The following is a 13,703-nucleotide window of genomic DNA, read 5'->3' as shown; positions in this document are numbered from 1 at the left end:
GCGTTTCACAGGAACTTACTCTCAGCGTTGTTACTTCTTAAAAGGGACTGCCATTCTTGCAAAGTAACGCCTTGATATTAAGCCCCTGTGAAACGCTGAATTCTGCATTTTGAGGTGGCTTGGGTATAATCACCAATTAAAACAAATCATAGTGCTGTGGCCATTAATCTAGCAAAGTGTTGTGATTGAAAACCTGATTTAGCGCAATAAATACTTATTTCTAGAATAAAAGTAACCACTTAAAGAACGCGTTGAGGTTGAATTTAATATCAATCAGGTTAAGCTGTGTTTTTTGTAGTAGGGCCAATAAAATGCGTTTCGGTCATTTATTAGTTTGCTCGCTGTTTATCTTTTTTGTGCTCTATGCACCGCAGCCATTATTAAGCTTATTTGCAGAGCAATTTTCAGTTAGTCCTGCAACCGCAGGTAGCTTGATGACGGCAACTATGCTCCCTTTGGCGATTGCTCCTTTGGTATACGGCTTATTACTAGCTAAACGTAACCCTTTAACAATTCTTCGCTACGCGATGCTAGTACTAGCTGTTACCTGTGTTGCTTTTGCCTATGCCCCCAGTTTTGAGTTATTACTGTTACTACGATTTTTACAAGGTTTAACCTTGCCTGCCGCACTCACCGCAATGACCACTTACATAGGCAGCACTTATCAAGCTGATAGTTTGCAAAAGAATATGACCTTCTATATTGGCAGTACAATTGCTGGGGGTTACTTTGGCCGAGTGTTAGCGGCTATTTTTGCTGATTTATGGACTTGGCAAAGCTTCTATTTTGTTATTGCCGCAGGTTTAATTAGCTTTGCACTGAGTATTCCACGTAATCAAACAGCCATTGTTAACAGCACTCTTTCCCCATTAAATTATTTAAAACAGCTCGCGAATGCTGCGGTATTAAAATTATATGGTGCGGTGTTTTGTATGTTTTTTTGCTTTGCTGCGTTATTAAATTATTTACCGTTCATTTTACAAGACACTTTTTTAATTACTAATACCCGTGATATTGGCTTAGTTTATAGCGGTTACTTGATTGGCGCCCTCGCCTCTATTGCGACTCCTTGGTTATTAAAAAAGAGTATTTCACCGTGGCATTTATTGTCTGCTATATTTGCTTTTTACAGCACTACACTAGTATTTTTGATGAGCTCACAATTAGTGATTTTTTTACTGGCATTCACTGGTTTTTGCGGCGCGATGTTTATTATTCATTCAACCGCAGCGCCACTGGTTAATAAAATAAGCAGTGCACCACCGAGTGTCACTAATGGTGCTTATGTGTCGTTTTATTATAGTGGCGGGGCTTTAGGCTCTTTTGTACCAGGCTTGGTATATCAACAACTTGGCCATATCGCATTTATGGCCTCGTTATTATTAGTCTGTATATGCGGATTAATTTTAGTAAGTTCGGCTTATCTAGCGGGTAAAAAAACCACTTTAGGCTGATGCCCTGTGGTGGCAAAAAAAGCGTCTAAATCGGCTTTTTTTAATAACCATGTTTGGGTGTTCTCAAATGGATGACAATGAAATAGATCACCAAACCATATGTCTTGGTCAAGCCATAAAGTGACATCATTTTGCTTATCATTCATCAGAGCAAGCATAGATACACATCCAGGTGCGACTTTTAAAAAGCGTGCTAAGCGCTCATCAGAGGCAAACCCTAAGCGTGACAAGCCTTGATATTTAGCCAGTGATTTTAAGTCTAACTGCTTGTCATGTGCGGTGATCACCAAAAAATGCTTTTTACCTTCGTTATCACGCAAAAATAAGTTTTTTAATCGCGTTCCGGGCCGTTCCACCATTAATTCATCTGCAGCAAGACTACTATGTAATGCAGGGTGTTCGATAACGTCATAATTGATATTTAAATGCGCTAACAGCGCCGCTAATTTACTTTTATCCGCTAACATTTATAAACAACGCCCCATCAAGCGTACACTTAAATCTCGCCACAATACTTCATTTATCTCATATTTATCGTTGCGACAATATTTTTTGTCATGCAACTCTTGTTTTAATAAGTGCACGGCTTGATCTTCTAATTCTAATTTTAAGCTATTTGATTCTTCAAAATATTCTTGCTCTGCAAAGTTTTTAAATTGCTGGCGTGTCAGTGGTCGATCTAAGTTTAAATTTGCGCGACTATTGGCTTTAACCGATACCACATAAGCAAAAATCTTATTACCTTGCTCATCTAATTTAGTGTGTAACTGTTTATTATTAATTTCAAAAGGCGGCTCATCACTTTGGCTAGCACAACCACAGAGTAAAACGAGTAACATCAACGCGTATTTTTTCATTATTAGTATCATTCCTGTTATCCAGTGACCGTTAGTCTACCAAAAATTCATTGTTTGCGTAAAAATTCAAAAAATATATAAATAATACTTGACCAAATTTAGAAATCTCATTAAAGTTCGTCCCGCTTGAAACGGAACCTCAAGTAGGTTACGAAATTTGTAACTTTAGGAATGTGGGGCTATAGCTCAGCTGGGAGAGCGCCTGCCTTGCACGCAGGAGGTCAGCAGTTCGATCCTGCTTAGCTCCACCACTTTCCTACTCTTCAATTTTTATCACTATGGCTCTCATGCCAAATTCAATTTTTAAATCTTTGTCATTTTAATCAAAAAACTGTTTATTTTATGTTAGTTATTTTTTAGCTATCAGTTGTGCGCTGCATGGTATTTACGATCAAAAATGCCGAGCATAAACTCGGCATTTTAATTTGGTTATTCGACTACCAATTATTCGCGAATTTGACCTACACCATTGACGAGGTATTTCTCCGTCGTTAATGATTCTAAGCCCATTGGACCGTAAGCGTGTAGTTTTGACGTTGCGATACCAATCTCTGCACCTAAACCTAACTGTGAACCATCAGAGAAGCGTGATGAGGTATTAACCATCACTACTGAGGCATCAACACTGCGCTGGAACAATTCAGCCGCGGCTTGGTTTTTAGTGCAAATAACTTCCGTATGGTGTGAACCAAATTGCGCAATATGCTCAATTGCACCAGCAAAATCTGGTACTACACGAATCGCGATTTCTAAATCTAAATATTCTTCGCCAAATTCCTCTGGCGCAAGCACTGTTGCATCATCAAAATATTGTGCGGCTTGGCTATCTGCATTTATTTTTACACCTTCTTGGCGTAATACAACAGCACATAAATTTAAAAACTCATCTGCAACATCCTGATGAACGACAAGTCCTTCTAATGCATTACATACGCCAGTACGCTGAGTTTTACCGTTCAGTAGCAAGTTAATCGCCACTTCTAAGTCAGCGTCTTTATCTACGTATAAATGACATACACCTTTAAAATGCTGGATCACAGGAATTGTACTGTTATCTGTTACAAAGTTAATTAGCCCTTCGCCGCCGCGTGGAATAATTAAGTCAATGCTGTCACGTTGCTGCATCAATTCCATTAATAATCCGCGGTCTGGATCTGGAATAACGGAGATTAACGCTGCCGGTAAATTATGCTGCTCTAATACTTGATGCATAACACTAGCAATTGCTTGCGAGCTTTTAAGCGCCTCTTTACCACCACGTAAAATAACCCCATTACCTGATTTGAAGCATAACGCTCCAGCATCAGCGGTTACATTTGGACGCGCTTCATAAATCATACATACCACACCAAGTGGTACGCGCATTTTACGAATTTTAATCCCGTTAGGACGTTCAGTAATATCGCGTAATTGACCCACCGGATCATCAAGGCTTACAATCACTTCAATGCCTTCAGCCATCGCTTCAATACGTTCGTCATTAAGCGTTAAACGGTCAATCATAGCGGCTGCTAGATTGTTATCACGGGCTGCGGCTAAATCACTTTCGTTCTCTTTAATAATAAATGCTTTTTGTTGGCGTAATGCTGCAGCCATATCCAGTAGCACCTGATTTTTAGTCTCGGTATCGAGTAAGGCTAACTGATGTGCCGCTTTTGCTGCCTGACGTGAAATATCTGTAATTAAACTCATGACTTCTCCAATAATGCGATATCTTTCTCTGAAATAACGGGACCAATCGAATCTTGCATCTTGTCGCTAAATTCGCTTTGTTCGTTATCAGCTATAAAATTCAATAAACAACTACTGTAATTTGCAGTTGCTTTGGCTAATCGAGTGCCGTCGCTGCTACGTACCAAAATGGTATCGCCAATTGCAAACTCACCATGCACTGCGACAATTTCATCGCCACGGATACAGCCAGTTTCACCTTCTAAAGATTCATCGTATGAACCTGCGACAACGACTTCACCTTGCTCACTTGCAGTATGAGTCATCCAGTGAACAGCTTCTTGCATCGGTTTTTCGTATGGTAAGAAAATAGTACCTGGGTTCTCACCTTCCAGCAGTTTTGTAAATGTCTGCTCTTTAAAACCATTAATTATATAAGTAGTAATACCATGTGAAGTCGCTTTTTCAGCTGCTTCAATTTTAGTTTTCATACCACCTGTACCAACCGCACTGGTAGCAGATCCTGCCATAGCATAGATTGATTCATCAATTGATTTAATTTCAGGCAGTAATATTGCATCATCGTGCAGATTAGGGTTTTTATCATAAAGCCCATCCACATCTGAAAAAATCATCAATGCATCAGCATCAGCTGCTGCAGCGACCATTGCCGATAAGTTATCATTATCACCGACTTTTAAATCATCAGTTGTCACCGTATCATTTTCATTCATGATTGGCAGCACACCATGATCCAACAAAGTGAAAACAGTTTCTCTAATACTCTCATAACGCTCACGGTCACGTAAGTCACCATGAGTTAATAAAATCTGCGCCGATGGGAAATCAAAAAAGCGGTCCCACATAGCCATCATTTCGGTTTGCCCTGCTGCTGCCATGGCTTTTTTCATTGCCACAGTGCGCTCTTGTGTCTTCGGAAATAAATGCGCGCCAGCGGCAACTGAGCCTGACGAAACTAAAATAACTTCAATTCCTTGACTACGACAACGAACAATAAACTGAGCGATGGTTAATAAATAGCGTGAGCGACAACCATCTTGATCAGGTGCAATCAATGCGCTACCTACTTTTAATACGATACGTCGCCAATTTAACTTTTGCATAAATGTTCAACTTTCCATTTTAACTGTGACTTACCCTAGTTTGGATAAATCTGAAAACAACCACCTAGTGTTTACCTAGGTTACGAGTTAACAATTTGCACTTGCTTTTGCTCACTTTCTTTAGCCATCACTTTTTAATACTCAGCCGGAAACGCTCACTTAGTTAATTAACAAAGTGCGTTAGATATAGCATAACTTTGGCTCAATCATTAAGACTGAACAGTTATAAAGTAAATAAAAAGTGTTGTTTATGCATCGCTGTAAAAAGCTGTGTGAAGCTTTTTTATTAACAACATACATAGAGCCTCTAAAGTCTGGTACACCAACAGATAGGGTGATGACTCAAGGACCGAGATTTGCTCACCACGATGGGTGTCAAATATTGAGTAAGTAACAGTTCAACTCAAACAATATGAATCACAATAAAATGTAATTTATGTTCAAATTAACTAATTACTAAAAATGAGTAAAATTGTACAAACTGCATTCAAAACAATTAACAAATTGATTTTTAAGCATATAAATATAGTGACCTCAATCTAAGTTGTTGTAATTTAAAGCAACTTAAAAATAACTATATGTATTCGCTTAGACCTAACAAGTAACTAATTAGATGACTAATTGTTTGAACACTAACTATATTACGCTACTTTTAGCCTAAAGATCAAGACTATATTTTATTCACTCGGCTTACTATTGCAGCTAATAAATTTTAAAGTCTATAAGATTCAGTTAGTTAAACAGAGTTTAATTTGTTTCAAATATTTCAAAACCAATAAATTATCATTTCTTCTACAAATAAGTTCGTAAACAGCTAAAATTCTATTAGGAAAAATTAACATACACGTGTATACCCCTGTATTATAAGTATCGAAAGGTTTACTCCTAACTGTTGTAATAAATAAGGAATACTTCATCTATGTCAGCTATTTATATCGCAGGGATCGCTCTATGTTCGGTTCTCGCCCAATGGATAGCATGGGGTTTTCGTGTCCCAGCTATTTTATTTTTGTTACTTACCGGCCTGTTACTTGGCCCTGCTACGGGTTTACTTGATCCAGATGCACTGCTTGGTGATTTACTCTTCCCTGTGGTCTCGCTCAGTGTTGCGGTGATCTTATTTGAAGGTTCTTTAACTCTACACTTTCGAGAGCTCAAAGGTATTGGCAAGGTAGTCCGTAACTTGTGCTCTATTGGCATGATTACGACTTGTATAGTGATAAGCCTCAGTGCCTATTGGATTTTAGAACTCAACTGGCGTGTAGCAGCGGTGCTCGGTGCGGTATTGGTTGTTACTGGCCCAACAGTTATTGCACCGCTATTAAACTCAATGCGGCCAACCCAAGACATTGATCGCATACTACGCTGGGAGGGCATTGTTATTGACCCAATTGGTGCTTTATTTGCGGTTTTAGTATTTGAAGCGGTAATGCTAGTTGGTCAAGGTGAAGTGTTTATCCATACCGTAATCGCCTTGTTTAAAACCTTAGGAGTCGGTTTATCTATTGGTGTGGTCGCAGGTTGGCTTACAACGTTACTGATCCGCCGCGAATGGCTACCATTTGAATTACATAAATTCGGCATCTTAGCTCTGGTACTTATTAGCTTTACAGTCTCAAATCATTTGAGCCATGAGTCAGGTCTATTAGCGGTTACTGTATTTGGTATTTGGTTAGCGAACCAAGACGATTTAGAAATTGATTCTGTTTTAGAGTTTAAAGAAGATCTGTCTATGATCTTAATTTCAACCTTATTCATTTTGCTTGCTGCGCGTTTAGAATTAGCTGATTTAATGATGCTTGATGCCGATGTGTTTATCTTTTTGGCTATCGTATTATTTATCGCTCGCCCATTGTGTATTGCGATCTCCACTTTCGGCACTGAGCTACCAATTAAATCTCGCTTAGTACTCGCGTGGATTGCTCCGCGCGGTATTGTCGCAGCAGCGGTAGGCTCTGTTTTTGCTATTAGTATGATGGAAGCTGGTGTTGCTGACGCCGAGAAAATGGTGCCACTGATTTTTACCGTTATCATTATCACAGTAGTTCTGCAAAGCTTAACTGCGATTCCGATTGCGAAGCTATTAGGTGTTCGTCAGCCTTCACCTAATACTATTTTGATCATTGGTGCAAACCATGTCGCTCGTGCCATTGCTTGTGGGCTAAAAGAGCAAAATATTCAAGTACACTTATCAGATCCAGCTTGGGAAAACTGCCGCATGGCACGTATGGATGGGCTGCCTTGTTATTATGGTAACCCGCAATCAGAACATGCTGAACGTTACTTACCCCTGACAACTCTACGCAGCGTAATGGCGCTTTCGCCAAACCGCCATCATAACGCGCTAGGCGTGCAGTATTTTTCACATTTATTGAATGAAAAGAACGTCTTTTCATTGCGTTCTTCTACCTCTCACGCCAAAGCAAACAAAGACAGCGCGACGTTTCTATCTCGGCAAATTTTGTTTGGTGACAGCGGCTCTTATGCACGTTTAAGTAGCTTAATTGCCAAAGGCGGCAAGGTCAGTGTAACGCGAATTTCTGAAGAGTTTAACTGGGGCAAATACCAAGAGATGAACAGCGATGCAATTCCGTTATTCATCCTCAATGGTGACAAAGACAGTGATGATGATAGCCCTATCAAACTGCGTCCGTTTACTATTAATATGGAAAAACCGCCGCAAGAAGGTGAACGTGTCGTCGCGATGCTGCCACCAAAAATGTCGGTATTGAAAGATCCTAATAATGGCAAAAACAAAGAACCGAAAGAAATAAAAGAGTAAAACGAAAAGGGCTAGGTATCACACCTAGCCCTTTTACTTTCAACTTGCTAACTGATCAGCTCATACCTACATCGGCAAGCGTGCTCGCGCGACAACACTATCGGGCATTTTTTGCGCTAATTGGGCTAGCGAGCGTTCAATATTTTTATGGGTTGCTTTATCTGCAACCATACTATGAAATAGCCAACGATATGCGTCTTCGTAATCACGTGGACTGCCATAGCCTTGATTAAATAAATTAACTAACCGCAATTGTGCTTTTAAATTACCTTGTGATGAAGCTTCACGTAGGTAAGTCACAGCAAGCGCTTTATCCTTTTGCACTAATCGACCCGTGTCATAGTATCGCCCGAGTTGCTCTAATGCCGCCGCTAAGCCTTGCTGCGCTGCTTGACGCATATAATACACACCAAGCTCTACATTACGATCAACACACACCGCATACGCCAGCATATCGCCATATAAAAATTGATAAGAAGGCAGTGCCATTTTATTGGCTCGTGCTTCGATATCTTGTACTAACTGGCAGTCATCTGCCTTTACACGCGCAAGATGTGTATTACTATTGATCAAAGCAAGCAGCTCAGTTTCTGTATATAGTGGCACGGCAGCTATGGTCTCTTCAGACTTGGCGTGGCTTGCCAGCAAAAACGATAACGGCACTAATGATAAACAAGTTAACAAACGCATTTAGGTCACTTTAAATTAAAAACCATCTTGCTAAAGTTTATACAAAGATCGTTCCATAATGAAATTTATAAATAGCTTATTTATTATAAACACTATCCCCAGACACAAAAAAAGCTGCACAAGGCAGCTTTTTTAGTACTATTAGTAATTATGCAAACGGACTGCGTAATACCATAGTTTCTACACGGTCAGGACCTGTAGAAATAATATCAACAGGTACACCGGTGATTTCTTCAATGCGTTTGATGTAATCAAGTGCCGCTTTTGGTAGCTGCTCAACAGTAGTAGCACCCACTGTATTTTCAGTCCAACCAGGCATCTCTTCATAAACTGGCGTTACTTTATCATAACCTTCAGCAGCAAGTGGCGTCACATTAGTGATAGTGCCATCTTCTAACTGATAACCAGTACAGATTTTTAGTGTTTCTAGACCATCTAACACGTCTAGTTTAGTTAAACAAAAACCTGAGATAGAGTTAATTTGTACTGCACGGCGCATAGCCACAGCATCTAACCAACCAGTACGACGTAAGCGACCAGTCGTTGCACCAAACTCATGACCTACGGTACCTAAGTGCTTACCAACTGGGTCTTGTTTTTCTAAACCGTCGTAAAGCTCGGTAGGGAAAGGACCAGAACCAACACGCGTGGTGTAAGCTTTGATAATACCTAGTACATAATCAAGATTTAACGGACCAAAACCAGCACCTGTAGCAACGCCACCGGCAGTGGTATTTGAAGACGTTACATATGGATAAGTACCGTGATCGATATCAAGTAATGTACCTTGCGCGCCTTCAAACAAGATGTTGTCGCCCGCTAAACGCGTTTGATCAAGTAACTCAGTTACGTCAACAACCATTGCTTTAAGGATATCTGCAACAGCCATTGCATCATCAAACGTCTGTTGGAAATCTACCGCATCTACTTTGTAATAATTTACTAAAGTGAAGTTATGGTATTCCAATACTTCTTTAAGCTTCGCAGCGAATAATTCAGGGTTGAATAAGTCACCGATACGCAAACCACGACGGGCTACTTTATCTTCATAAGCAGGACCTATGCCGCGACCTGTTGTACCAATCGCTTTATTACCACGTGCTTTTTCACGAGCTACATCTAATGCGATGTGGAAAGGCAAAATAAGCGGACATGCTTCACTGATCAATAAACGTTCACGTACTGGTACGCCACGTTCTTCAAGCATGCCAATCTCTTTCATTAGCGCTTCTGGTGAAACAACAACACCATTACCAATCACACACTTAACATTGTCACGTAATACACCCGATGGAATAAGGTGTAAAACTGTCTTTTCACCTTCGATTACCAGTGTATGACCAGCGTTATGGCCACCTTGGTAACGAACTACTAAAGATGCTTTGTCTGTAAGGAGGTCAACTACCTTACCCTTACCTTCGTCACCCCATTGGGTGCCTAATACAACAACGTTTTTACCCATTGTAAATTCACTTAGAAAAAATTAGGACGAGATTTTACCAGATAATGAGGGGAAAGATCACCCCCGTTTAGGTTATTTTTTCTGCGCAGTCGTACAACGACCTTTGCAATAAAAATTAACTGGTTGAATAACATTAAGTTACTCATAAAAATTCATCTTACTAAAAGAAAAACCCTGCATACACAGGGTTTGGATTTGTGCTAGATTTAGAAAAAGATTACTGCGCTGCAGCACCTTTCATATATCTAAAGAAGTCACTGTCTGGTGATAATACCATTACGTCTTGCTTATCTTTAAAGGTCTTTTTATAGGCCTCTAATGAACGTACAAAACCAAAGAATTCAGCATCTTTATTGTACGCATTGGCATAAATAGCCGCAGCTTTTGCATCGCCTTCACCGCGAACGGTACGGGCATTACGCTCAGCATCAGCCAGCATTACTGTGACACGACGGTCAATGTCAGCACGAATCGTTTCGGCTTTTTCTTGACCTTCAGAGCGATGCTCTTTAGCAACAGCAGTACGCTCTGCACGCATACGTTGGTAAATCGAATTACTCACTTCTGACGGTAAATTGATTTGCTTAACACGTACATCAAGTACTTCAATACCTAGCTCTTGAGCACTTTCAGAAGCTTGAACTAATGCTTCTTCCATTAACTCGCTACGTTCACCGGAAACAATCTCACGGATAGTACGTGAACCAAAGTTAGTACGTAGACCATTATTTACTTTTTGCTTAAGTAGTGCTTCAGCGTATTGCTTATCACCACGGGCACGTAAGTAAAAAGCACTAAAATCACTAACACGCCATTTTACAAACGAATCAACTATTAAGTCTTTTTTCTCGCTAGTAACAAAACGATCCGGTGCACCATCTAATGTCTGAATACGCGCATCAATACGACGTACTTGACTAAAGAAAGGTACTTTGAATTGTAAGCCAGGACCATAAACAATTGCTTTATCATCACTGTCTTTTTGCACTTTGCTGAATAGCATAACAATTGCTTTTTGCCCTTCAGGTACTACGAACACTGACGAAAAAGACAACACAACGGCCGCTAGTAATATAACTAAACTAAAGTTTTTCATTGCGCTTATCTCCCGTCGTTAAAGCGATCAGCACCAAAGCGGTCTGAACTTGAGTTCACAGTGCTATTGCGCGATGTATTAACTTTATTGCGTAAGTCGTTAATATCACTTGAGCTAGGTAATGCAACACGGGTTGCGTTCCCTTGCTTATCCATGATTTTATCAAGCGGTAAATACATCATATTATTGCCGCCCTTAACATCAACTAACACTTTTGAACTGTTACCTAGCACTTCTTCCATGGCATCAATATATAAACGCTCACGGGTTACACGCTTAGCAGCCTGATATTCAGGTAATAGCTTTTCAAAACGCGCGACTTCACCTTGTGCTTCTAAAATAATGCGCTCGCCGTAACCTTCAGCTTCTTGCGTCATACGGGTAACTTGACCACGAGCACGTGGCTCAATTTCACGCGCGTATGCTTCAGCTTCACGAATAAAACGTTGTTCATCTTCTTGTGCGGCAATGGCATCATCAAACGCGTCTTTAACTTCAGCCGGTGGGCGTGAGTCTTTAAAGTTAACGTCAGTTACGATCAAGCCTAAGTTATACGGTTCGATGATTTTATTCAGTTCATCCCAGGTATTTTGACGCACAACCTCACGGCCATTTGTTAAGACTTGGTCCATTTTTGAATGACCAACAACATAACGCAGTGCACTCTCTAGCGCTTCTTCTAAGCTAGAATCAGCATTAGTTACACTAAATTTGTATAGGAAAGGGTCAATTACACGGTATTGCACCTGAAACTCAACGCTTACCACGTTTTCATCTTCAGTGAGCATAAAACCAGACGTCGATAATGAGCGAACGGCTTCAATATCTACCGGAATTACCGTTTCAATAAACGTCATTTTCCAACGCAGACCTGGATCTGCAATGCGGTCAAATTGACCAAAATGTAAAACGATGCCGCGCTCTGCTTCTTTCACGGTATAAATACCGCTCAATGCCCATACAATTGCAGCAATGATCAGTACAAATGAAAGACCAGCTCCACCAAGTCCGCCGCCGCCATTGCCGGATTTATTACCGCCAAATAAGCCACCAAACTTGCTGCTGAATTTACGAAACACCTCGTCTAAGTCAGGTGGGCCTTGATCACGTCCGCCTTTTTTGTTCCACGGATCTTTGTCATTGCCATTATTACCCGGTTCATTCCAGGCCATAGCTATACTCCATTGTTATCTAAATAATTTAGGTAATTACGTTAAATCTAACAAAAATACCGCAGTTCTCATACTAAAAATGACATTGTGCAGTAGTTTTTTCGAATTACGAAATAAAAGCGTCGATTTCAGGACCAAACTCTTTTCTTAAACGATTCCATTCTACCATAGGCAGTCGAGTAGCAAGTAACCAATGACCCTGTTCATCAAAGTCTTCTTGATGCACGGCATTTAAATTGAACAACGCAGCACGTAAACGACCATATTGCGGAGCTAATTTAAGCGTATGAACAAACATTTTCTTTGCTAACAGCTCGCTGATAGCTTCAGACAATAGTTCACACCCTGCGCCACTGTGTGCCGACAACCATACTCTAATAGGCATGCCTTCATCGTCACGGTCAATACGTGGTTCAATATCTTCAAGCGCATCAATTTTGTTGTAAACCAACAATTGCGGCACTTCATCAGCTTCTATTTCTTTAAGAACCGATTGTACCTGTTCAATATTCTCTTTACGACGATGATCCGCAACATCGACCACATGAAGTTGTAAATCAGCTTCACGAGTTTCGGTTAGCGTCGCTTTAAATGCGGCAACTAAGTCATGGGGTAAATGACGAATAAAGCCAACGGTATCGGCTAAAATTATCGAACCAACATCTTCTATTTCGAGTTTGCGTAAAGTTGGATCAAGCGTCGCGAACAGTTGATCAGCAGCATACACATTAGAGTTAGTAATGCGATTAAATAGCGTCGACTTACCCGCATTGGTATACCCTACCAACGACACCGTAGGAATTTCATTGCGGTTACGAGCACGTCTACCTTGCTCACGCTGCACTGCCACTTTCTCTAAACGCGCGCGAATACTTTGAATACGAACTCGCAATAAACGTCGATCTGTTTCTAGCTGAGTTTCACCAGGCCCGCGCAAACCGATCCCGCCTTTTTGGCGTTCAAGATGCGTCCAGCCTCGGATCAAACGCGTCGACATATGACGCAATTGTGCTAGCTCAACCTGCAACTTACCTTCATGGGTACGTGCACGTTGCGCAAAAATATCAAGAATAAGCGTCGTTCTATCAAGCACACGACATTGGCAAACGCGTTCTAAATTGCGTTCCTGTGACGGTCTGAGTTGATGATTAAAAATGACGACATCTGCGTTGTGGATTTTGACAATCTCAGCGATTTCTTCAGCCTTTCCGGTACCGACGAATAGTTTCGGATGTGGTGCTTGACGGCTGCCTTGCACAACCGCCAAACTGCTAACACCAGCAGAAGATACCAACATTTCCAATTCATGAAGATCTTCACGATCCCCTTCTTTTGGAAAGTCGATATGAACTAAGACTGCCTGTTCGCCGGCTTCATAACGGTCAAACAAACATT

General features: G+C 40.7%; 11 protein-coding genes and 1 tRNA gene. 3 read left to right on the top strand and 9 right to left on the bottom strand.

All coding sequences use genetic code 11. The features are described from left to right. The first annotated feature begins 311 nt into the window (after positions 1–311). Positions 312–1,454 carry an MFS transporter gene (locus H5183_RS15985; protein ID WP_145238127.1) on the top strand — a complete coding sequence of 381 codons (1,143 nt, stop codon included), beginning with the start codon at positions 312–314 and terminating at the stop codon, positions 1,452–1,454. Here H5183_RS15985 and H5183_RS15980 read toward each other — a convergent pair. Then, the gene (locus H5183_RS15980) at positions 1,421–1,921 is read right to left on the bottom strand and encodes a prolyl-tRNA synthetase associated domain-containing protein (RefSeq protein ID WP_145238125.1); all 501 of its coding nucleotides are present in this window, start codon (positions 1,919–1,921) and stop codon (positions 1,421–1,423) included. The two genes, H5183_RS15985 and H5183_RS15980, sit on opposite strands and share 34 nt — an antisense overlap. Continuing rightward, complete coding sequence (locus H5183_RS15975; RefSeq protein ID WP_145238122.1) at positions 1,922–2,311, bottom strand: hypothetical protein; 390 nt, start codon at positions 2,309–2,311, stop codon at positions 1,922–1,924. 175 nt (positions 2,312–2,486) lie between these two features. Here H5183_RS15975 and H5183_RS15970 point away from each other — a divergent pair. Continuing rightward, positions 2,487–2,562: transfer RNA gene (locus tag H5183_RS15970), tRNA-Ala, on the top strand. 193 nt (positions 2,563–2,755) lie between these two features. Here H5183_RS15970 and H5183_RS15965 read toward each other — a convergent pair. Next, the gene (locus H5183_RS15965) at positions 2,756–4,003 is read right to left on the bottom strand and encodes a glutamate-5-semialdehyde dehydrogenase (protein WP_182732167.1); all 1,248 of its coding nucleotides are present in this window, start codon (positions 4,001–4,003) and stop codon (positions 2,756–2,758) included. Continuing rightward, complete coding sequence (gene proB / locus H5183_RS15960; RefSeq protein WP_145238116.1) at positions 4,000–5,106, bottom strand: glutamate 5-kinase; 1,107 nt, start codon at positions 5,104–5,106, stop codon at positions 4,000–4,002. Before proB ends, H5183_RS15965 begins: the two co-directional genes overlap by 4 nt. Before the next feature lie 919 nt (positions 5,107–6,025). On the opposite strand from proB, the gene H5183_RS15955 reads away from it, so the two are divergent. Beyond that, on the top strand, positions 6,026–7,888 hold the full coding sequence (locus H5183_RS15955) for a sodium:proton antiporter (RefSeq protein WP_145238113.1): 1,863 nt from the start codon (positions 6,026–6,028) through the stop codon (positions 7,886–7,888). Between the two features lie 66 nt (positions 7,889–7,954). Here H5183_RS15955 and H5183_RS15950 read toward each other — a convergent pair whose 3' ends face one another. The 5 genes from H5183_RS15950 to hflX form a co-directional block, all read right to left on the bottom strand. Continuing rightward, entirely contained in the window at positions 7,955–8,578 is a 624-nt protein-coding gene (locus tag H5183_RS15950) for a tetratricopeptide repeat protein (protein ID WP_182732166.1), read from the bottom strand. Positions 8,579–8,726: 148 nt separating this feature from the next. Then, entirely contained in the window at positions 8,727–10,040 is a 1,314-nt protein-coding gene (locus H5183_RS15945; protein ID WP_145238109.1) for an adenylosuccinate synthase, read from the bottom strand. 217 nt (positions 10,041–10,257) lie between these two features. Further along, a complete protein-coding gene (hflC, locus tag H5183_RS15940; RefSeq protein WP_145238107.1) occupies positions 10,258–11,136 on the bottom strand; it encodes a protease modulator HflC in 879 nt (292 codons plus the stop codon). Between the two features lie 5 nt (positions 11,137–11,141). Further along, complete coding sequence (gene hflK, locus H5183_RS15935; RefSeq protein ID WP_145238104.1) at positions 11,142–12,308, bottom strand: FtsH protease activity modulator HflK; 1,167 nt, start codon at positions 12,306–12,308, stop codon at positions 11,142–11,144. 106 nt (positions 12,309–12,414) lie between these two features. Beyond that, positions 12,415–13,698, bottom strand: coding sequence for a ribosome rescue GTPase HflX (gene hflX, locus H5183_RS15930; RefSeq protein ID WP_149980498.1), 1,284 nt, complete (start codon positions 13,696–13,698; stop codon positions 12,415–12,417). Positions 13,699–13,703: the final 5 nt, after the last annotated feature.

Origin of the sequence: Pseudoalteromonas sp. SR44-8, assembly GCF_014163635.1 — a bacterium.
In the GTDB taxonomy this organism is placed as follows: Bacteria; Pseudomonadota; Gammaproteobacteria; order Enterobacterales; family Alteromonadaceae; genus Pseudoalteromonas; species Pseudoalteromonas rhizosphaerae.
The sequence above is the reverse complement of the archived record's forward strand: the minus strand, read 5'-3'. Positions and strand labels throughout refer to the sequence as shown.